Source organism: Rhizobium sp. M10, from assembly GCF_002531955.1.
In the GTDB taxonomy this organism is placed as follows: domain Bacteria; phylum Pseudomonadota; class Alphaproteobacteria; order Rhizobiales; family Rhizobiaceae; genus Rhizobium; species Rhizobium etli_C.
This window is the reverse complement of the sequence record NZ_NWTA01000013.1, coordinates 152,060-172,940: the sequence shown is the minus strand read 5'-3', so window position 1 is coordinate 172,940 and position 20,881 is coordinate 152,060. Positions and strand designations below refer to the sequence as shown.

Sequence of the window (20,881 nt, the reverse complement as noted above, 5' to 3'; positions counted from 1 at the left end):
TCTTATAGCTGGCACGGGACGCGATTTCCGGTAAAAATTTAACCATGCCCAAATATTGAGCAAGCGAAATCTTCTGCCGGAGCAATCAATGTGGCGTGAAATACAGCCGGACGCCCGTTTCGAAATCGATGTCGATGGCTACCGCGTCATCGCCTATAGCTTCGGGACCGGCGACGAGACGGTTTTCTGCTTGAACGGCGGTCCCGGCTTGCCCTGCGATTACCTGCGCGAGGCGCATTCCTGCCTGATCGACAAGGGCTACCGTGTGGTCGCCTTCGACCAGCTCGGCACGGGCGCCTCCGATCGGCCGGACGATCTCTCACTCTGGACGATCGGCCGTTATGTCGAGGAGACCGAGACAGTGCGCAAGGCACTTGGGCTCGGCGAGGTTCACCTGCTCGGCCATTCCTGGGGCGGGTGGCTGGCGATCGATTATGCGCTGACCTATCCCGAGAACCTCAAGACACTGATCCTCGAAGATACCGTCGCCGACATGCCGCATCTGATCTCGGAGCTGGAACGGCTGCGGTCGGCACTCGGTCCCGAAACCGTCTCGATGATGCAGAAGCACGAGGCGCAGGGCACCTATAATCATCCCGAATATCTCGCCGCCGTCACCATCCTCAATTACCGCCATGTCTGCCGCCTGGCCGAATGGCCGGCGCCGGTTCGCCGCTCGCTCGACGACTGGAACATGGCGCCTTACGCGACCATGCAGGGCCCGAACGAGTTTCTCTACATCGGCAACCTCAAGGACTGGAATCGTATCCCGGATCTGCCGCGGCTGACGCTGCCGGTGCTGATCACCACGGGCGAGCATGACGAGCTGACGCCGGCCTGCGCGCTGAGGATGAAACTTGAATTGCCGAATGCCGAACTCAAGGTAATTGCGAACGCCAGCCACATGCCGTTTTATGAAAACCCGCAGGACTATTATCCGGCGCTTCTCGGTTTCCTCGCCCGGCACAAGGCAGCCTGATGCAAATGAAAGCGGCTCAAACCCGACGAAGACAGAGGGGCGATCGCCGTCATGCATCGCTATAAATTCGTTCTGACGCGGCCGCTCCAGTTCCTGCCGGTCATTTTCGGCATCAGCGTCATCACGTTCATTCTGGTTCGGTTGATCCCCGGCGATCCGGCGCGCAACATCCTCGGCACGCGCGCGACGCCGGCAGCCCTTGCCAGCATCCGCGCCCAATACGGCCTCGATCAGCCGATGTGGCTGCAATATCTCTACTTCCTCAAGAATCTCGCCAATGGCGAGATGGGCAAATCGATCCTCTACAAGATCGACGTGCTGAAGCTGATCGTCACCCGCATCGAGCCGACGCTGGCGCTCGTCGTCTCCAGCGTCGTGCTGTCGGTCGTGATCGCGGTGCCGATGGCGGCGATCGCCGCGCGCAATGCCGGCCGGGCGCCGGACCATGCGGTGCGCATCGTCTCGACCTTCGGCATCGGCTTCCCGCCCTTCTGGCTGGGGTTGATGCTGATCATCCTCTTCAGCGTCGAACTCGGCATGCTGCCGGTTTCCGGGTACGGCGCAACGATCGGCGACAAGCTTTCGCATCTGGTGCTGCCGAGCCTGACGGTGGCGCTGTCGCTCTCGACCGTTCTGACGCGAAGCCTGCGGGCGGCAATGATCGAAGCGCTGAAGTCGGACGTCGCGACGGCGGCGCGCGCCCGCGGCATGCCGGAAAGCATCGTCTTTTGGCGGCATGTATTGCCGAATTCGCTGGTGCCGACGATCAACCTGCTTGCCGTCAACATCGGCTGGCTGATCGGCGGCACGGTGGTGGTCGAGAGCGTCTTTGCGCTGCCAGGCATGGGGCAACTGCTCGTCAGGGCGATCTTTTCGCGCGATTACATGGTGGTCCAGGGCGTCGCCATGGTCTTTGCCTGCGCCACCGTGCTCATCAACTTCATCGCCGACGTCGTCACGGTCGCCGTCGATCCGAGGGTGACGCTATGAGCATCCAGGCGACCGCCCCCGCATCCCACGGCTGGCGCCGGTTCTTCGGCCGACGGCCAATGTTTGCCGTCGGCGCCGGCCTGCTGCTGTTTTTCTTCCTGCTGGCGATCGGCGCGCCCATCATCGCGCCCTACGATCCGATCACTCAGAATGCCGAGGTGCGCCTGCAGGCGCCGTCGCTGCTGCATCCGTTCGGCACCGACAACTTCGGCCGCGATATTCTCTCCCGCGTCATCTGGGGCGCGCGCCTCGATCTGCAGATGTCTCTCATCGGCGTCACCTTCCCCTTCCTGATCGGTACGACGGTGGGTTCGATAGCCGGCTTTTACGGCGGTATCGTCGATGCGCTGTTCATGCGCCTCGTCGATATCATTCTCGCCTTCCCCTTCCTGGTGCTGATGCTGTCGATCATCGCGATCCTCGGTCCCGGCCTCGGCAGCTTCTATATCGCCATGGCGCTGGTCGGCTGGGTCTCCTATGCGCGGCTGATCCGGGCGCAGATGCTGGTGCTAAAAAGCAGCGATTACGCGGTCGCCGCCGTCAGCCTCGGCTTCAGCCGTCCGCGCATCATGTTCCGGCACCTGCTGCCGAACGCGGTCGCCGGCTCGATCGTCTTTTCGATGTCGGATGCGACGCTGGTGCTGCTGAGCGGCGCCGCCGTCAGCTATCTCGGTCTCGGCGTCCAGCCGCCGATCGCCGAATGGGGCGTGATGGTCGCGGAAGGACAAAGCTTCATTACCACCGCCTGGTGGATCACGCTGTTTCCCGGCCTCTCCATCGTCTGCCTCGCCTTCGGCTTCAGCATGCTGGGCGATGCTCTCGGCGAATTGCTGGGGGTACATGAATGAGCGGCTCCGTGCTCTCCGTCCGCGATCTGACCGTGAGGGCGCATCTCGATTCCGGCACGCGCACGCTGCTCGACGCGGTCTCCCTCGATCTTGGCAGGGGAGAAATTCTCGGTCTCGTCGGTGAGAGCGGTTCGGGAAAGAGCCTGTTCTGCCGCTCGCTGGTGCGGCTGCTGCCCTCCTCACTGCTGAAGATCGAGAGCGGTTCCGTACTGCTCGAAGGAAGCGACCTGACGCGGATCGACGATAGGGAGATGCTGCAAGTGCGCGGCGGCGAGATCGGCATGATCTTCCAGAACCCGACGAGCCACCTCGATCCGGTCATGCGGATCGGCGACCAGGTCGCCGAGGGCATTCGCCACCACCAGGGCCTCGGCGCCCGCGAGGCCCGCGCCGCGGCGGTCGAAATTCTGTCGCAGGTCGGTTTCCCCGATCCCGCCCGCCAGTACGACAGCTATCCGCATGAATTTTCCGGCGGCATGCGCCAGCGGGCGATGATCGGCGTTGCGTTGTCCTGCAATCCGAAGATCCTGATCGCCGACGAGCCGACCACGGCGCTCGACGTGACCATCCAGGCGCAGATCCTGCGGCTGTTGATCGACATTCGCGACCGGCGCGGCCTGTCGATCATTCTCATTACCCATGACCTCGGCATCGTCGCCCAGACCTGCGACCGCATTGCCGTGATGCGCAGCGGCAAGCTTATTGAAGTGGGGCCGAAGCGTGCGATCCTGGCGCGGCCGCAGCATCCCTATACGGTCAGCCTGGTCGACAGCCACCCTTCCATATCGGGCGAGCAGCCCGCGCCGCCGTCCGTTCATGGGGACACAGGCGGATCGGCCAGGCCGCTGCTGGAGGTCGACGATCTGCATGTGCGCTTCAGGGGCGGCGGCCTGTTCAAGGGCGGCGCCAAGACGATCAGTGCCGTCGCCGGCGTCAGCTTGAGGATCATGCCGGGCGAAACCGTCGGCATCGTCGGCGAATCCGGCAGCGGCAAGAGTACGCTTGCCCGCGCCGTGCTCGGGCTGACGCCGCTTTCCGCCGGCCACGTTACCTTCGACGGTGTCGATCTGGCGCAGCAGAGGAAGGCGGGCTTGGCCAAGCTCAGGCGCGAAACGGCGATGGTGTTCCAGGATCCCTACAATGCGCTGAACCCGCGGCTGACGATCGGGCAGATGCTGGCCGAGGTGTTGAAGGTCCAGGGCAAGGTCGCCAGGGCCGAGATCCCGGCGCGCATCGGCGAACTGCTCGATCTCGTCGGCCTCGAGCGCGAATTCGCCGACCGCAAGCCGCGCAGCATGAGCGGCGGCCAGTGCCAGCGTGCGGGCATTGCTCGCGCGCTCGCCGTCGATCCGAAGTTGATCATCGCCGACGAATGCGTGGCGGCACTCGACGTCACCATCCAGGCGCAGATCATCGAGCTTTTCCGGCAGCTCACCGCGAAGATGAACCTGACGCTGATGTTCATCGCCCATGATCTCGCCATCGTGCGCGATCTCTGTGAACGTGTCGTCGTGATGTATCGCGGCGAGATCGTAGAGGAAGGCGGCTCGGAAGAGGTCTTCGCCCGGCCGAAGCACGCCTATACCGCGGCGCTGATCGCAGCCATCCCCGATATCGATCCCGACAAGCCGCTGCTGCAGGGCGCCGGCCGCAGCCACGATCCGCAATCCACATCAAGCAAGCGCATGCCATAACAACGAAGGGAACGACTCATGACGAATAACTGGAAATCGATCGGGCTTGCCGCCCTGCTCGCCGGGCTGACGCTCGGCGCAAGCTATGCCGAGGCCGCCGGCGTGCTCACCATCGGCCGCCGCGAGGATTCGACGACATTCGATCCGATCAAGACCGCACAGAACATCGACAACTGGGTGTTTTCCAACGTCTACGACGTGCTGATCCGCGTCGACAAGACGGGCACCAAGCTGGAACCGGGGCTTGCCGAAAGCTGGACGATCTCGGATGACGGACTGACCTACACCCTCAAGATCCGTGAAGCGAAATTCTCCGACGGCTCGCCGCTGACGGCGGAGGATGCGGCCTTCAGTCTGTTGCGCATCCGCGACGATGCCGCCTCCCTCTGGAGCGATTCCTATAAGGTGATCGACACGGCAGTGGCGACCGATCCGCACACGCTGACGATCAAGCTCAAGAACCCGTCCGCGCCATTCCTGTCGACGCTGGCGCTGCCGAACGCGTCAGTCATCTCGAAGAAAGGCATGGAATCTCTGGGCGCAGATGCCTATGCGGAAAAGCCGATCGCATCCGGCGCCTTCGTGATCGACGAATGGCGGCGCGGTGACCGCGTCATCCTCAAAAAGAACCCGAATTTCTGGGAAGCCGACCGCGTCAAACTCGACGGCGTCGAATGGATCTCGGTGCCCGACGACAACACGCGAATGCTGAACGTTCAGGCCGGCGAACTGGATGCGGCGATTTTCGTTCCCTTCTCCCGCGTCGAGGAACTGAAGAAGGATCCAAATCTCAAAGTCGGCATCGACGCTTCGACCCGCGAGGACCATCTGCTGATCAATCACGCGCATGGCGCGCTCGGCAAGAAGGAAGTCCGCCAGGCGCTGGATCTTGCCATCGACAAGAAGGCGATCGTCGACACCGTCACCTTCGGCCAGGGCACTGTGGCCAATTCCTACATTCCAAAGGGCGCGCTCTATTATTACGCCGACAATCTGCAGCGACCCTATGATCCCGCGAAGGCCAAGGAAATGCTGGCGGCCGCCGGCGCATCCGACCTGACGCTGAATTACGTGGTTCGCGCCGGCGACGAGGTGGACGAGCAGACGGCCGTCTTGGTCCAACAGCAGCTGCAGAAGGCCGGCATCACCGCCAATTTGCAGAAGGTCGATCCGAGCCAGGAATGGGATATGCTGGTTGCCGGCGACTATGACATCTCGGTCAACTACTGGACGAACGACATCCTCGATCCGGACCAGAAGACCACCTTCGTGCTCGGCCACGATTCCAACAACAACTATTTGACCAACTACAAGAACGAGGCGGTGAAGGAGTTGGTGGCGAAAGCCCGTCTCGAGCTCGACCCCAAGAAGCGTGAAGCCATGTATGTCGATCTGCAGAAGATGGCCAAGGACGACGTCAACTGGATCGATCTTTATTACAGCCCCTACATCAACGTCTCGCGCAAGAATATCGACAATTTCTACCAGAACCCGCTCGGCCGGTTCTTCCTGGAGGATACGGTCAAGAACTGAGTTCGGGCAGCATGCAAATGCTCCGTCGCCGTAAAGGCGGCGGAGTTCCACTTCTTGCTGCGACACGTCGCTGGGGCCGCCTGCCTACTCGGCGGCCGCGAGCTTGTCCTGCGTCTTCGTGTCGAAGTCGCTGGCGTCGTGACGCTCGTGCAATTGGCTCGAAGGGTCGCCGGAGAGGCGGTTGACCATCCGGCCGCGCTGTACGGCCGGCCGGCTGTGGATGGTATCGGCCCAGCGCTGGACGTTCTTATAGTCCTCGACCTGCAGGAATTCGGCCGCGCCGTAGGTCCAGCCCTTGACCAGCCCGCCATACCACGGCCAGACGGCAATATCGGCGATCGTATATTCGCCACCTGCCAGATACTCGCTTTCGGCGAGGCGGCGATCGAGCACGTCGAGCTGGCGTTTCACCTCCATGGCGAAGCGGTCGATCGCATATTCGATCTTCGTCGGCGCATAGGCGTAGAAATGGCCGAAGCCGCCGCCGAGATAGGGTGCGCTTCCCATCTGCCAGAACAGCCATGACAGGCATTCGGCGCGGGCGGCCGGCTCTGTCGGCAGGAAAGCGCCGAATTTCTCAGCGAGATAGGTAAGGATGGCACCGGACTCGAAGACGCGGATCGGCTTTTCGCCGCTGCGGTCCATCAGCGCCGGGATCTTCGAGTTGGGGTTGATCTTGACGAAATCGCTGCCGAACTGGTCGCCATCGCCGATCCGGATCAGCCAGGCGTCATATTCGGCACCGCTATGGCCAAGGGCCAGCAACTCCTCGAGCATGATGGTGACCTTCTGGCCGTTCGGCGTTCCGAGCGAATAAAGCTGCAGCGGATGACGGCCGATCGGAAGCTCCTTCTCATGTGTCGGCCCTGCTATCGGGCGATTGATGCTGGCGAACTGGCCGCCATTCGCCTTGTTCCAGGCCCAGACTTTCGGGGGTGCGTAATCGGAAGAACCGCTCATCTTTCAAACTCCTGGCATTGATCGGACAGAGCGCGGCGGCAATCGGCTGGCCACCGCATTTTTCCTGACATAGCAGAGGCGATGCGGTTTGTCAGAGGTGTCGGGGCGGCTTCACACAATCGTCAGAATATTAGCAAATGCAGGAGAAAGGCCGCATCAGAGCTCCGCGTCGACAAGACGCCTGCCCGTCGCGGCCTGAACGCCGTAGATGAGCTTCTCGCCGGGATCGGCCGTGCCGGGGCGCAGCGTTACGTTCAGGCCGCCCCCTCGCCTTCATGATTGACCGCCGTCCTGGTGCCGGAGGAGAACATGATCAGCGCGAAGAGCGGTTCGGTGCCGAGGGCGCGCGCCCAGTGGCGGACATTGCGGGGAATGCGGATGGCGTCGCCGGCTTCGAGCCGGTAAAGTGCATCGCCGAGCTTGTGCTCGCAATGGCCGGAAATGACGTAGAGGATCTCCTCGCAATCGGGATGGGAATGCAGCTGGTTGCGCTCGCCGGGATTGATGCGGCAGGTGCCGAAGGTCATCTCGGCGCCCGGTGTGCCGTCGCCGGTGATCTTCCAGTTGAGTTCGCCCCAGGTGGTCGGCATGAATTCGCCGCCGGATTTCCTGAAAATCACATCTGTCTCGGTCAAGGCTGTCTTTCCCCCATTCAGAGATTGGTGGTGACGCCGGCATCCGCGCGTCTAAAAAAGTCGAAGAGCTTCATGATCTCGCGGGCGATTTCCAGCGTGCCCCGGCTGATTGATGTGCCGGCGAGGATCGCATCCGTCAAATGCAGGATCTCGGGCACATAGCCGAGATAGAAGAGATTGCTGTTGTAGAGCTGGCCGAGCGAATGCTCCGGCTCGTAGATGAGCGCGGCATTCTCGTCCGGCTGGATGAAGCTTGCGGCGCGGCCATAGGACGGCAGATCCGCCCTGCGGAAATAGGTCAGCCGGCTGCCGTTTTCGACGATCGCATTGGCGCCTTCGCCGATGATCTCGACCCGCTCGAAGCTGCTGCCGCCGGATTGGCCGGCGGCAAGGTGCAGTGTGCCGATCGCGCCGGAGCGGAAGCGCAGGCTGGTGACGGTCGCCCCCGACAGCGCCTCCCATTCATAGCTCGCGCGTTCGATCTCGCCGCCGAGGAAATTAAGGATCGCGCCGGGATGATAGATGTGATCGAGGAAGCTCTGCATCTTGACGAGATCGGTGCGGTCCTCGGGTCTCGGCAGGCTCTGGGGATAACGGACATTGATCGAGGTCAGCCGGCCGAAGCCGGGCGAGCCGATCAAATCCTTCAGCTTCTCGATCGTCGGGAAGAAGGTCTTCTTGAGACCGGTCATCACCATGCGGCCGGCTGCAGCACTTGCCGCCTGCAGCCTTTCGATGTCTTCCATAGTCGCGGCGGTCGGTTTTTCCATCCAGACATGCGCGCCCGCGGCGAGCGCGTCGAGCGCCAGATCCGTTGCCTGCACCCGGCCGTCGGGATGGTAGGCGGTGACGAGAAAGACCAGCTCCGGCTTTTCCTGCTCCAGCATGTCGCGGTGATCGGTATAGGCCTTGCCGGCGCCGAAAAGCTTGGCGAATTTTTCGGCGCGACCGAGATCGAGATCGCAGATGCCGGCGATCTCGACCGGCGCATACCGCAGCGCCGGGTAGATATTGCGGTAGGCATGGCCGCCGGCGCCGATAAAGCAGGCTTTGATGCGGTGGTCGAATTCGAAATTGTAGCGGATTTCCCGCTGGACGTGATGCGACATGGTCAGCCCTTGATTGCCCCCTGGGTCAGCCCCTCGGTGAAACGGCGCTGCATCAGGATGTAGAGAAGAATGATCGGCAGGAATGAAATGACCGTCCCGGAGAAGACCAGACGGTAGTCGGAGGCATAGGTGCTGGCGAAACGCACCAGCCCGAGCGGCAGGGTCTGCACTTCGGGGCTGATCAGCACGATCAGCGGCAGAAAGAAATCGTTCCAGGTGGAGAGCGCGCTGATGATGACGAGCGCCTGCACCGCCGGCGTCGAGATCGGCAGGAAAACCTTGGTGAGGATCTGGAGATGCGAGGCGCCGTCGATCTTGGCGGCCTCGATCAGATCATCCGGCACGCCGATGAAGAAGCTCCGCATCAGGAATATGCCGAAGGGGATGCCGTTGCTGACCTGCACCAGGACGATGCCAGTCAGCGTGTTGACGAGGTCGAGCCCGAAGAGCACCTGGTAAAGCGGAATGACGATCGCCTGGACCGGCACGGTGAGGCCGAGAATGAAGGCGTAGAACAGCCATTCGCGGCCGGGAAAGCGGATCTTGGCCAGCGCATAGCCGGCAGGGGCGCAGGTGATCAGCGACAGGGTGACGACGCCGACGAGGTTGATGAGGCTGTTGCCGACGAGATCGCCAAATCCGCCGATCTGCCAGGCATCCAGATAGTTCCGCCACATCAGGTCGGCGGGCCAGGTGAAGGGATCGGCCTGGCCGATCTCGGCTTCGGTCTTGAAGCTGGAGATCAGCAGCCAGACGAAGGGGGCGAGGATCAGGATCAAGACAGGCGTCAGCGCCAGCGCCACCGGCCATTCGCGATTGCGCCTACTCATTGCGCAAGCCTCGCACGCCAGCGGTTGAAGACGATGGTGATGACGATTGCCAGCAGGCTGAGCAGGATGCAGAGCACCGCCGCCAGCCCGTGATCCTGGGACTGGAAGGCGAGCCGGTAGATATAGGTCGTGATCAGTTCGCTCTGGTAGAAGGGGCCGCCATTGGTCATGACGAAGACCGTCGCAAAGCCCTTCAGGCCATTGATCATCGCCAGCGAGACGACGAAGGTCATGACCTCGCGAAGCCCCGGTAGCGTCACATAAATCAGCTTCTGCAAGGCGTTGGCACCGTCCACCTCCGCCGCGTCGTAAAGCGAGCGGTCGATATTCTGCAGCCCGGCGATGAAGAGCAGCATATAGAGGCCGAAGCCCTGCCACGAGCTCGCGACATTGACGGAAAACAGCACCAGAGCGGGATCGGAAAGCCAGCCTTGCGTGAAGGCGCCGAGCCCGATCCGCGTCAGGGCCGTGTTCAGGAGGCCGAAAAACGGATCGTAGATATTGGCCCAGATGACGCCGACGACGGCCAGCGACACCAGATGCGGCAGGAAGAAGGCGGTGCGGAAGAAGACCTGGGTGAAACGCAGCCTGCTGACGGCGAGGGCCAGCAGAAGGCCGAGCCCGCCTGCCATCACCACATGGTAGGCGAGCCAGACGAAGGTATGGACGAGGCTCTTCCAGACGATCGGATCATGCGCCGCCTTTGCGTAATTGCCGAAGCCGACGAAGATCGCGGAGGTGTTGAAACCGGCCGAACTGTTGAAACTCAGCCAGAAAGTCGCGGCGATCGGCAGCAGGGTGAAGACGGCATAAAGGCCGAGCGCCGGCGCCATCAGCCAGAATGCGGTGCCGGCATCCCGATCGGCTGAGCCGGACCCGGCCGCCCGGGGTTTGGACATATGGGCGAATGTTCCGCCCGTATGTCCTGCCGCGGCAGGGGGAGTGCTGAGAGAAGCCACGACCTTGCTGCCTGATGTTTCGGGGATGGCCACTATTTCGCCTCTGCCATCTTCGCCTGGATCTGCTTCATGCCGTCCTCGCCGCCGATCTGGCCGGAGATCAGGCCCTGGATGACCTGGAAATAGGTGTCGAGCACCGGCCCGGGCAGATAGACGCTCGGATTGTAGCCGACGCCGCCGGCCGCGGCCGCGAAGATCTCCTTGAGCACCGGCGTCGGCGGTTCGAGGCCGGGGATTTCGCGCGGATAGATCATCGTGCTGGCAGGGTCCTGGGCGCGTTTCTTCATCACCGCGTCCGACAGCATGAAGTCGATCCATTTCATCGCGAGTTCAGGCTGCCTCGAATTGACGGGGATCAGCCAGCTCCAGCCGACGCCGCCGGTCGGAATCGCCGCGCCCTTGATGTCGGAGGGCATCGGTGCATAACCGGCGTTAGTGAGGTCGTAGCCGGCCTTGCGGGCATTGGCGGTGAACCAGGGGCCGGCAACGAACATGGCGGCGCGCTTGTTGAACCAGAGCCGCGAGGCGCCGTCGAGATCGAGACCGGCCATTTCCTTCTTGATGTCGCCTGCCTCGACCAGCTTCTGCAGCCGGATGGCACCGGCGGCGACGGACGGGTCGTCCCACGCAATTTCGCGACGCAGCGCCTTGCCGATCACCTCCTTACCGCTCGCCGACTGCAGCAGGTTGCCGAAGAGATGACCGGCGCTGCCCGTCGTGCGCGGACCGATGGCGATCGGCTGCAGGCCGGTCTCCTCGATCGATTTCATCAGCGCTTCGAATTCGCTCCAGGTGGCTGGGATCTTCCAGCCGGCCTGCGCGAAAATGTCCTTGTGGTACCAGATGCCCAGCGCATCGAGCCCATCGGGAACCTCATAGATCTCGCCGGCGAACTGGCCCTTCAGCTCGGTGTAGAGCCAGGGATAGATCTTGTCCTTCCAGCCGCGCTTTTCATATTGCTCGGTGAGCGGCATCACCTGCTTGGCGTTCTTGACGACGCTGATGCGGCCGATGCCGGAGTTGGTGAGGATCACGTCCGGTCCGGCATCCGACTGGATCGCCGCCTGCACGGCGCCGTTGCTGATCGTGCCGGTCGGCGGCATGAATTCGACGGTCACACCGGGATTGGCTTTTTCGAAATCGGCCTTGATGCCGTTCCAGAGCTGCGCGACCAGCGGCTCGGTGATCTGCTCGGGCCCCCACATCTTCAGGGTTTCAGCATGTGCCGCCAGCGAGCTTGCGGCGATCATCGCCGCCAGTGCGGTGCTGCGGGCAAGTAATTTCAGCATTGTTCCCTCCTCCGGGCCGCTCCGCGGCCCATGTTTTTCGGTTGCTGAAGGAGACCTCCCTCTCCTTCATGTCCTTCGGCTAACCCTTCTGAAAGCGCGCCATGACGGCCTGCTGGACATCGCTGATATGCGCGTGCATCAGCGCTTTGGCGCGGGCAATGTCGCGCGCCCTGAAAGCCTGCAGGATCTGATCGCGCTCCTCGGCCGCCCTTTCGGCCAGATCGCGGCTCTCATTGGCGATCGAGCGGCAGATCTGGATCTGCAGTGCGAGTCGCGCCAGCGTTTCGATCAGCGGCGCGCTCCCCGAAAGCTCGGCAATGGTCTCGTGGAATTCCTTGTCGCGAATGCCGTAGGTTTCCATGTCGCCGCGGCGCAATGCGGCCACTGCTTCATCCAGGATACGCTCGAAGTTTGCGATATGCCGGTCGCTCATCTCCGGAACGGCGAGCTCGACGGCGAAGCATTCGAGCGTCTTGCGCAAATTATAGAGGTCGTCGATCTCTTTCGGCGTGAAGCTGCGCACGAAGAAGCCGCGATAGGGCTTGATCTCGATCAGCCCTTCCTTGGCGAGCGTGCCGATCGCCTCCCGGAATGGCGTGCGGCTGACCTGCAGCCGTTCCGTCAGTTCTTTTTCGTCGATCGAGACGCCGCTCGGCAGCTCACCCGAGACGATCAGGCGAACGATTTCCTCGTAGATCCGCTCGCGAAGGGTGAGGTGGCGCGGTGCGTTCATGGTTTCCATTTCCGTCTGGCGTTGATGAATTAAGTATGCAATATGCGAAAGAATATACAATATGAAAAATACATAAAAAGGAATTTTATCGAAAGCTCACAGAGAAAGTTTGAAAAAGGAGGAAAAACAATGGGAAAGGTCTATATCGTCGGCACCTGCGACACCAAGAGCGCGGAACTGAATTACGCCAGGGAGGTGGTTCGTGCGGCCGGCGCCGATGCCATCCTGGTCGATGTCGGAACGCTCGGGGATAACGCCGGCGCCGATATCCGGGCGCGGGAAGTGGCCGAATTTCATCCCGAGGGCGCGGCGGCCGTGCTGGGGCAGACCGATCGGGGAACGGCGGTTTCGGCCATGGCCAAGGCGCTGACGGCATTCCTGACATCACGCAGCGACATCGGCGCCGTTCTCGGTCTCGGCGGTACCGGCAATACCGCGCTCGTCACGGAAGCGATGCGCGCACTTCCCATCGGCCTGCCGAAACTGATGGTCTCGACGGTCGCCTCCGGCAATGTCGCGCCCTATGTCGGGCCGAACGATCTGACCATGATGTATTCGGTCGTCGACGTCGCCGGCCTGAATGCGATCTCGCGCAAGGTGATCGGCAATGCGGCGAATGCGGCGGCCGGCATGGCCGGCAATCCCATTCCCGCTTCGAGCGATGATCGGCCGGGCATCGGCATGACCATGTTCGGCGTCACCACGCCTTGCGTCACGCAGATCCGTGAGATGCTCGGCAAGACGCATGAAATCTACGTCTTTCACGCGACCGGCGTCGGCGGGGAGTCGATGGAGAAGCTTGCCGATTCCCGCCTGCTGCAGGGCGTGATCGACGTGACGACGACGGAGGTTCCCGATCTCCTCGTCGGCGGCGTCTTTCCGGCGACCATGGATCGCTTCGGCGCCATCATCCGCACCGGCCTGCCCTATGTCGGCTCGGTCGGCGCCGTCGACATGGTGAATTTCGGCGCGCGGGAAACCGTGCCGGCGCCTTTCCGCGACCGCAGGCTTCATGTCCACAATGCCCAGGTGACGCTGATGCGCACCACGCCGGCGGAAAACGGCCGGATCGGCGCCTTCATCGTCGAGCGGCTGAACCGGATGCAGGGGCCGGTCCGTTTCCTGCTGCCGCTGCAGGGCGTTTCGGCCATCGACGCCGCCGGTCAGCCGTTCCACGATCCGCAAGCCGACGCGGCGCTGTTTGCCACCATCCGCGCCGGCTGGCGCAATGCGGAAAACAGGCGCCTTGTCGAGATAGACGCCCATATCAACAGCCCGGAATTCGCCGCGGCACTCGTTGCCAACTTTCATGACATCCATGCCTCAAGGAGGGAATTTTGACCCGCATCGATAGAAGCGACATTCTGAACAGGCTTCGCCGCAAGATCGCCGAGGGCCGGCCGATCGTCGGCGGCGGCGCCGGCACCGGCCTTTCCGCCAAGAGCGAGGAAGCCGGCGGCATCGACCTGATCGTGATCTACAATTCCGGCCGTTACCGCATGGCCGGACGCGGCTCGCTGGCCGGCCTGCTCGCCTATGGCAATGCCAATGAGATCGTCAGGGAGATGGGCCGCGAGGTTCTGCCGGTCGTGCGCCACACGCCGGTGCTTGCCGGCGTCAACGGCACCGATCCCTTCATGCTGCCCGATCTCTTCCTCGACGAACTGAAGGCGATGGGCTTTGCCGGCATCCAGAACTTTCCCACCGTCGGGCTGATCGACGGCACCTTCCGCGCCAATCTCGAAGAAACCGGCATGGGCTTCGATCTCGAGATCGATATCATCGCCCGCGCGCACGCCAAGGACATGCTGACGACGCCCTATGTCTTCAGCGCTGAGGACGCCATGGCCATGACCCGGGCCGGCGCCGATATCGTCGTCTGCCATCTCGGCCTGACCACAGGCGGCGCGATCGGCGCCGAAACGGCGCTGACGCTCGACGGATGCGTGGAGAAGATCAACGCCTGGACGGATGCCGCCAGATCCGTGCGCGACGATGTCATCGTGCTCTGCCACGGCGGTCCGATCGCCATGCCGGCGGATGCCGCATACGTGCTCGCCCGCTGCAAGGGATGCAACGGCTTTTACGGCGCAAGTTCGATGGAGCGATTGCCGACCGAAGTCGCGATCAGGGCACAGGTCGAGGATTTCGTAAAGATTTAGGCGCGGCTTGGACCGGCCGTACGCCAGCTGCCGGCGCCCCGGTGTGGGGCGCCGGCAGCGGGTAAGTGCTACGGCATGACCATCGCACCGGCGGTTTCCGGGGAGCCAAGGATCTCGTCCAGCCGTCTGACCAGCACGCGGCTGCCCTTGACGTCGTCGGCCAGCCTGGAGAAAACATCAGCCATGCCGCGAAAAATCTCCGCTGCCGGATCGTCCTTTCCCAGGAAGTCGGCGATCTCCTGCATTTCGGCGACCCAGCGGTAGGCTTTCGGATACATGTCGGGAATGGATTTCGACAGTTTGATGTCGATATCGGGGAGGCTTTCAGAGAGTTCGGCCTTCAGGCTTTCGGCAGCGCCAGAGCGGGATGCGGCCAGCAGCATTGCGGCGCCGAGGCCGATAAAACCCTTGTTGATGCCGGCATAACACATCTTCAGCGCCGAAGCCGCGCCGAGCGGGCCGTCGAGCTTGCGGACCCGCAAGCCGTAATCTTCGAGCAGCCTGCTTCGCTCCGCGCTATCGCCGCTGATATAGATGGCCGGCCCTGATTTGCCGGGAACCGGCGGCCCGCCGATGATAGCGCCGTCGAGAACCTCTACCCGGCTGCCGTCGAACCGCGCCGCCAGCGCCTGCATGGTTTTCGGCGCGATCGCGTTGAGGTCGATAAAGGGCGGCGGTGCCGGCATGCTCGACGATATCTCCGCGACCAATTCGGCGACGCCGATCGCTTCCGCCGGCGGAACGATCGACAGGATCAGCTCGGCCTCCGCCAGCGCCCGGCGTCCGACCGGCACCATGCCGGCTGTCTTGGCGCGCGCAATCGTCTGATCGCTTCTACCGTCGAGATGGGTCAGCACCGTGGCGCCATGGTCGATCAGCCGTCTGGCGACAGCGCTTCCCATTGCGCCCGCTCCGATGATTGCGAAATTCGGCATGTGAAACCTCTATGGTGTGACGACATCGCATGAGAGCTACCGCCGATCGGGCCGCCGTCAACTGCGACAAGGCGGCAGGATGCTCGTGTCGAAAGCGGGCGGCGGCTTTCCCGTGCACGCCGCCGCTTCACTGACGGACTTGATTTTGGTCAAAGCAGGCGTCGTCGATCTAGGTAAGATCACGGCAATGGCTGGCATTCGAGGATATTGATTTCAATGTATCGCACGATCATCTGCGGCATCGGCATGGGTTCGAGGCGGACGGCAAACCGCTTGCTGCGCCGGGCTGCGGCGCTTGTGGACGAAGGCGGAACCATCCTCGTCATGCATGTCATCGAGAATGTCCCGCAGCGTCGCCTGACCGGCATTCCCGAGGAAACGGAAACGGCCGCCATCGTCGACGCCGAAAAGAAGCTCGTGTCGCTCTGCAAGGAGTTGGGAATCCCTGTGATGATCGAGGTTCGCATCGGCGTTGCCGCTTCCCTGCTGGTGTCGGCCGCAAGGGAGAGAGCGGCCGATCTCATTCTGCTGTCATCCCACGTGCCCGATATCACCGACTACGTCTTCTCCTCGATCGTCGAGAAGGTCGTGCGTCATGCGGGATGCTCGGTTCTCGTCGATCGGCGTTCAGACGACGCGCATGAGGGCTCCGCGCCCCAAACCGAAGACGCCGTTCCGCTCTGAGCTCTGGCAAGTTCCCGCCGATCACGGGATCACCGGCTTGAGGTGCCCCGTGGGTTGCCCCTCCCCGGCGGCGGCCCGACAACCTATATCAGTGCCAAGCCAACCAGCAGCATGGACTGCCCGACCGGAGATATGCATGAGCCAGGATCCCTATGAGCTTCTGGGCGTGAAGCGGGATGCGACGCAGAAGGATATTCAGAGTGCGTTCCGCAAGCTCGCCAAGAAACTTCACCCCGACCTTAACCCCGGCGACAAAAAGGCAGAGGACCGGTTCAAAGATATTTCGACCGCTTACGAGATTTTGAGCGACGAACAGAAGCGGAGACGTTTCGACCGCGGCGAGATCGATATGACGGGCGCCGAGCGGGCGCAGCGCAGCTATTACCGCGACTATGCCTCGACGAGCGGTGCCAATGATCCCTACCGCAACAATTCCGGCTTTGCCGATTTCGCCGACATCGACAATACCTTTGCCAATTTCTTTTCGCGCCGCGCAGGCGGCGGCAGGACGCGCAGCCACGGCCAGGATCGGCGTTTCTCCATGGAGGTCGATTTTCTCGAGGCCGTCAACGGCACCAGGACCGAGATCAAGCTGCCGGATGGGCCGCAGCTCGATGTGCAGATCCCGCCCGGAACCCGCGACGGCCAGACTTTGCGGCTGCGTGGCAAAGGTGAACCGGGCCTTGGCGGCGGGCCGGCGGGCGATGCCCTGATCGAAATCCGTGTGGCCCCCCACCGCTTTTTCACGCGCGACGGCGACGACATCCGCCTGGAACTGCCAATCTCGCTTGGCGAGGCGGTGCTCGGCGGCAAGGTTCGCGTGCCGACACCTTCGGGACCTGTCAACGTGACGCTGCCTGCGCACTCGAATACGGGCAAGGTCCTGCGCCTCAGGGGCAAGGGCGTTCCAAAACGCGGCGGCGGACACGGCGACGTCTATGTCTCCTTGAAGATCGTGCTGCCCGATAATCCAGACGAACGGCTGGCCTCCCTGGTGAAGGAATGGGCGGCGGCAAATCCATACGATCCGAGGAAGAATATGGAGGCCTGATCATGGATGATCATGAGTTCCGTCTTTGCCTGAAAATCGATGTCGTCCAGCTCGACTTCTGGGTCGAACGGGGCTGGTTGATTCCGGAGATGTCAGGCGAAGGGCGGCAGTTTCACGAGGCCGATGTCGCCCGCGGCCGGCTCATCCTCGATCTCATGGGCAATATGGGTGTCAACGAAGCCGGCGTCGATGTCGTCATGGATCTGGTCGACCAGCTTCACGGAATCAGGGGAACGATGGGCAAGCTGGTGACGGCCATCGGCCGGCAGGACCGGCAGGTTCAGCAGCGGCTCATCGAGAGCCTCGAGGATATCGACCGCTTTTGAGGAACCGGCCGCATGCGGCGGCTCTCCTCACGTGGTGAACCAGTAGCGGACGATGTGGAAGAACAGCGGTGCGGCGAAGGTGATGGAATCCAGCCGGTCGAGCACGCCGCCATGGCCTTCGATCACATAGCCCCAGTCCTTGGCGTTGAGATCGCGCTTGATCGCCGAGAGCACGAAGCCGCCGAAGAAGCCGGCAACGACGATGACCGCGCTGACGGCTGCCGCCTGCAGGAGTGAGAACGGCGTCAGCCGGTAGAGCAGCGTTCCGACAAGGATCGCCGAGGCGCCGCCACCGATGAGGCCCTCGAGCGTCTTCGACGGGCTGATGTTCGGGGAGAAACGATGTTTTCCCAGAAGCTTGCCCCAGACATACTGGAAGACGTCGCTGAGCTGCACGACGATAACGAGATAGACAAGAAGAAGCGCCGGCGGCGTGCCGGTCTCAAGCATCAGGAGCGCGGGCGCATGGCTGATCGAATAGACCGTCAGCATCAAGCCCCATTGCACCCTGGCGGTTCGCGCCAGGAATTCCTTGACGTCACCCGTGAGCGTCGCCACTGCCGGCAGGATCAGGAAGGCATAGACCGGAATGAAGATCGCAAAGAGGCCGTACCATAACGTTCCGAGCAGCACATAGTGCAGCGGCAGGACGACGAAGAAGGACAGGAACAGCGCCAGGTGATCGCCGCGCCGTGACGGCGTCAGCGTCCAGAATTCGCGCAGCGCCATGAAGGACAGGAATGCGAACAGGATGACCACCGCCGTATCGCCGAGCAGGATCGCGCCGCCGAACACCGCGACCATGATCCACCAGGAGCGAATGCGGGCATTGAGGTTCTGGACGGTGGCGACGGAGCCGGGCTCGGTCGCCCGCCGCTGCAGGATGAAGCCGATGGCGGAGGCGACGGCGAGCAGGCCGAGGATCGCGGCAAGGACGATGGAGAAAAGGCTGGTCATGCGGTGCGCCCTCCGTCTGCCAGCTCGATGACCGCGGCGCGGGCCCGCGCCAGGAATGCGTCCTTGCCTTCGCCGGGTTCGACACGCAGCGGCTTGCCGAAGCGCGCCGTGCAGGTGATCGGCACGATCAGTATGCTTCCCTTCGGCAGGATGCGCTGCAGATTGTCGAGATGGATCGGCACGAGATCGACATCGGGGAAGCGGCAGGCAAGGCGATAGATGCCGCTGCGGAATGGAGCGATCTCCTCGGTGGCGCTTCTCGTGCCTTCTGGAAAAATCAGGATCGAACGCCCTTCCTCGAGCAGGCGCTCGAGCGGCTCCAGCGGGTTGCTGTCCGGCAGAGGTTTGCGGTCTATCAGAACGGCGCGCAGGCCTTTCTCCGCGATGAAACGGCGGAGGGCGCTGGTTCCCCAATAGTCGCGCGCCGCTACCGGATGGGTCAGCCGCCGCACCTGATACGGCAGGGCGGCCATGACGGCGACCGTATCGACATGGCTGTTGTGATTGGCGAAATAGATGCGGCGGCGCGTATCGGGCGTGCAGCCCCGCCACTCGCTTCGGGCGCCGACCATGATACGGACGAACAACACAAGGAGGCGACGGACAAGCGCGGTCATAGTCTCTCCAGCGAATGGGAAAGCGTTATCGCACGGGTGGTGCAGGTGACAAGGCTGCCGGCCGCGATGATGATGGAGGGGGTGATCGGATGTGAGGTGAACAGGATGAGCGCCGCGCCGATGCCGGCAAACAGGATCGAGAGAAGCGAAATGCTGTTCAGCGTGACGCCGGCGCGCGCCAGCCACGCACTCAGGCCGATCGCCCAGGACGACGACCGGCTCGCGATCGGCCGCCGCGAGACGTCCTGTTCTTCACCCATTTTCTTGTTTCCCCAACCCGACAGTTCTCTGCATATCCTGCAAATATCGTCGCGCCAAGCCCTGCAGGTCCGGTCCGAGCTCCCTTGCGCCGAAGCGAAGGACGCGTTTGTTGGGATGGAAATTCACAACCAGGAGGCGCGGCGGGATCGAGGTGCAGCCTGCCACGCCACGTTTCTTTCCGCCATGTCGCGACGCCCTGCAGGCACGTAAAAATTCGGCGGGTGAGGAAGGAGCCTAAAGGGGTCGATCAGCCTGATTTTTAAGCCTGTTCTCTCCTTGACACCTTTTTAGGCGCTACTATGATTTTTGAACCAGATGGTAAAAAAAAGGGGAGCAATCGATGACCAAAGACATCCTGATTTCACGCCGGGCAGTGATCGCATCGGGCATTGCGCTCGGCGTGAGCAGCTTCGTCCCGCTCGCAAGGGCTGCCGCCCCGCTGAAAGTTGCCGGCATTCATGCCTCGCCGGTCGAAAACGCCTGGAATTCCTGTCTTCACAAGGCCCTTCAGGACGCTGCCAAGGAAGGCGTCATCGAATATGTCTTTTCCGAAGGTGTCTCCGGCACCGATTATCCGCGCGCCATGCGCGAATATGCCGAACAGGGCAACAAGCTGATCATCGGCGAGGCCTATGCGGTGGAGAAGGAGGCCCGGCAGGTCGCGGCCGACTATCCTGATACGGCTTTCGTGCTGGGTTCCAGCGGCGAGCAGGCCGGCCCCAATTTCGGCGTCTTCGGCACGTGGAATCATGACGGCGCCTATCTGGCCGGCATGCTTGCGGGCAAGATGACCAAGTCGAACGTCGTCGGTTCGGTCGGCGCCATTCCGATCCCCGAGGTCAACATGCTGATCAACGCCTTTGCCGCGGGCGTCAAGGCCGTCAATCCCGATGCAAAGCACCTGGTCTCGTTCATCGGCACCTTCTTCGATCCGCCGAAGGCCCGCGAGGCCGGTCTCGCCCAGATCGACGCCGGCGCCGATATCCTGTTCGGCGAGCGCATCGGCACGGCCGATGCCGCCAAGGAACGCGGCATCAAATCGGTCGGCTCGCTGGTCGACTACACGCCGCGTTATCCCGATACGGTCTTCGCCAACGCCATGTGGTATTTCCGCCCGATCCTGAATGCCGCGATCGCCGATGTCGCTGCCGGCAAACCGGTCGGCCGGAACTACACGTCCTACGGCCTGATGAAGGAAGGCGGCAGCGATATCGTCTTCGTCAAGGGCGTTGCGCCTGCCGAGGCTGAGGCCGCTATGGAAACCAAGCGAGCGGAGATCAAGGCCGGCACCTTCGAAGTGCCCAAGATGATGGACGAGCCGAAGTAGTT

At 62.6% G+C, this 20,881-nt stretch carries 21 protein-coding genes and 1 pseudogene; 11 read left to right on the top strand and 11 right to left on the bottom strand.

The genetic code is table 11. The features are described from left to right. The first annotated feature begins 88 nt into the window (after positions 1-88). The 5 genes from CO671_RS21415 to CO671_RS21395 are packed head-to-tail and all read left to right on the top strand — an operon-like array spanning position 89 to position 6,044. The gene (locus tag CO671_RS21415; protein ID WP_097607619.1) at positions 89-979 is read left to right on the top strand and encodes a proline iminopeptidase-family hydrolase; all 891 of its coding nucleotides are present in this window, start codon (positions 89-91) and stop codon (positions 977-979) included. A 51-nt stretch (positions 980-1,030) separates the two neighbouring features. After that, positions 1,031-1,969 carry an ABC transporter permease gene (locus CO671_RS21410; protein ID WP_097607618.1) on the top strand — a complete coding sequence of 313 codons (939 nt, stop codon included), beginning with the start codon at positions 1,031-1,033 and terminating at the stop codon, positions 1,967-1,969. Next, a complete protein-coding gene (locus CO671_RS21405) occupies positions 1,966-2,817 on the top strand; it encodes an ABC transporter permease (RefSeq protein WP_097607617.1) in 852 nt (283 codons plus the stop codon). Before CO671_RS21410 ends, CO671_RS21405 begins: the two co-directional genes overlap by 4 nt. Next, positions 2,814-4,511, top strand: a complete 1,698-nt coding sequence (locus CO671_RS21400) for an ABC transporter ATP-binding protein (protein WP_097607616.1) — start codon at positions 2,814-2,816, stop codon at positions 4,509-4,511. Before CO671_RS21405 ends, CO671_RS21400 begins: the two co-directional genes overlap by 4 nt. Positions 4,512-4,529: 18 nt before the next feature. Then, positions 4,530-6,044, top strand: a complete 1,515-nt coding sequence (locus CO671_RS21395; RefSeq protein WP_097607615.1) for an ABC transporter substrate-binding protein — start codon at positions 4,530-4,532, stop codon at positions 6,042-6,044. A gap of 84 nt (positions 6,045-6,128) precedes the next feature. On the opposite strand, the gene yghU is transcribed toward CO671_RS21395, so the two are convergent. From yghU to CO671_RS21360, 7 genes are all read right to left on the bottom strand, one after another. Next, positions 6,129-7,004 carry a glutathione-dependent disulfide-bond oxidoreductase gene (gene yghU / locus CO671_RS21390; protein WP_097607614.1) on the bottom strand — a complete coding sequence of 292 codons (876 nt, stop codon included), beginning with the start codon at positions 7,002-7,004 and terminating at the stop codon, positions 6,129-6,131. 254 nt (positions 7,005-7,258) lie between these two features. Beyond that, on the bottom strand, positions 7,259-7,639 hold the full coding sequence (locus CO671_RS21385) for a cupin domain-containing protein (RefSeq protein ID WP_097607613.1): 381 nt from the start codon (positions 7,637-7,639) through the stop codon (positions 7,259-7,261). Positions 7,640-7,656: 17 nt separating this feature from the next. Further along, positions 7,657-8,748: a Gfo/Idh/MocA family oxidoreductase gene (locus tag CO671_RS21380; RefSeq protein WP_097607612.1), complete on the bottom strand. Its 1,092-nt coding sequence runs from the start codon at positions 8,746-8,748 to the stop codon at positions 7,657-7,659. A 2-nt stretch (positions 8,749-8,750) separates the two neighbouring features. Beyond that, the gene (locus tag CO671_RS21375) at positions 8,751-9,578 is read right to left on the bottom strand and encodes a carbohydrate ABC transporter permease (RefSeq protein WP_097607611.1); all 828 of its coding nucleotides are present in this window, start codon (positions 9,576-9,578) and stop codon (positions 8,751-8,753) included. Continuing rightward, the gene (locus CO671_RS21370) at positions 9,575-10,477 is read right to left on the bottom strand and encodes a sugar ABC transporter permease (RefSeq protein ID WP_097607610.1); all 903 of its coding nucleotides are present in this window, start codon (positions 10,475-10,477) and stop codon (positions 9,575-9,577) included. The genes CO671_RS21375 and CO671_RS21370 overlap by 4 nt, the downstream gene beginning before the upstream one ends. A 92-nt stretch (positions 10,478-10,569) precedes the next feature. Then, positions 10,570-11,826, bottom strand: coding sequence for an extracellular solute-binding protein (locus CO671_RS21365; RefSeq protein ID WP_097607609.1), 1,257 nt, complete (start codon positions 11,824-11,826; stop codon positions 10,570-10,572). A gap of 79 nt (positions 11,827-11,905) precedes the next feature. Beyond that, positions 11,906-12,559 (bottom strand): GntR family transcriptional regulator, encoded by a 654-nt coding sequence (locus tag CO671_RS21360; RefSeq protein ID WP_064685297.1) that lies wholly within the window; start codon positions 12,557-12,559, stop codon positions 11,906-11,908. A 129-nt stretch (positions 12,560-12,688) separates the two neighbouring features. Here CO671_RS21360 and CO671_RS21355 point away from each other — a divergent pair, with 129 nt between their 5' ends. Beyond that, positions 12,689-13,900, top strand: coding sequence for a Tm-1-like ATP-binding domain-containing protein (locus tag CO671_RS21355; RefSeq protein ID WP_097607608.1), 1,212 nt, complete (start codon positions 12,689-12,691; stop codon positions 13,898-13,900). Continuing rightward, on the top strand, positions 13,897-14,721 hold the full coding sequence (locus CO671_RS21350; RefSeq protein ID WP_097607607.1) for a phosphoenolpyruvate hydrolase family protein: 825 nt from the start codon (positions 13,897-13,899) through the stop codon (positions 14,719-14,721). The genes CO671_RS21355 and CO671_RS21350 overlap by 4 nt, the downstream gene beginning before the upstream one ends. Positions 14,722-14,789: 68 nt before the next feature. Here CO671_RS21350 and CO671_RS21345 read toward each other — a convergent pair whose 3' ends face one another. After that, positions 14,790-15,656 carry an NAD(P)-dependent oxidoreductase gene (locus CO671_RS21345; protein ID WP_097607606.1) on the bottom strand — a complete coding sequence of 289 codons (867 nt, stop codon included), beginning with the start codon at positions 15,654-15,656 and terminating at the stop codon, positions 14,790-14,792. A 216-nt stretch (positions 15,657-15,872) separates the two neighbouring features. On the opposite strand from CO671_RS21345, the gene CO671_RS21340 reads away from it, so the two are divergent. From CO671_RS21340 to CO671_RS21330, 3 genes are all read left to right on the top strand, one after another. Beyond that, entirely contained in the window at positions 15,873-16,340 is a 468-nt protein-coding gene (locus tag CO671_RS21340; protein ID WP_097607605.1) for a universal stress protein, read from the top strand. 136 nt (positions 16,341-16,476) lie between these two features. Further along, the gene (locus CO671_RS21335; RefSeq protein ID WP_097607604.1) at positions 16,477-17,391 is read left to right on the top strand and encodes a J domain-containing protein; all 915 of its coding nucleotides are present in this window, start codon (positions 16,477-16,479) and stop codon (positions 17,389-17,391) included. A gap of 2 nt (positions 17,392-17,393) precedes the next feature. Continuing rightward, positions 17,394-17,717, top strand: coding sequence for a chaperone modulator CbpM (locus tag CO671_RS21330; RefSeq protein WP_097607603.1), 324 nt, complete (start codon positions 17,394-17,396; stop codon positions 17,715-17,717). Between the two features lie 27 nt (positions 17,718-17,744). Here CO671_RS21330 and CO671_RS21325 read toward each other — a convergent pair whose 3' ends face one another. From CO671_RS21325 to CO671_RS21315, 3 genes and pseudogenes are all read right to left on the bottom strand, one after another. Beyond that, on the bottom strand, positions 17,745-18,674 hold the full coding sequence (locus tag CO671_RS21325) for a phosphatidate cytidylyltransferase (RefSeq protein ID WP_097607602.1): 930 nt from the start codon (positions 18,672-18,674) through the stop codon (positions 17,745-17,747). Then, positions 18,671-19,291 (bottom strand): lysophospholipid acyltransferase family protein, encoded by a 621-nt coding sequence (locus tag CO671_RS21320; protein WP_097607601.1) that lies wholly within the window; start codon positions 19,289-19,291, stop codon positions 18,671-18,673. Before CO671_RS21320 ends, CO671_RS21325 begins: the two co-directional genes overlap by 4 nt. Before the next feature lie 53 nt (positions 19,292-19,344). Then, positions 19,345-19,551 (bottom strand): annotated as a pseudogene (locus CO671_RS21315) (hypothetical protein); the annotation flags it as partial. 341 nt (positions 19,552-19,892) lie between these two features. Between CO671_RS21315 and CO671_RS21310 the strand changes: the two are divergent. Next, positions 19,893-20,879: a BMP family protein gene (locus CO671_RS21310; protein WP_097607600.1), complete on the top strand. Its 987-nt coding sequence runs from the start codon at positions 19,893-19,895 to the stop codon at positions 20,877-20,879. Positions 20,880-20,881: the final 2 nt, after the last annotated feature.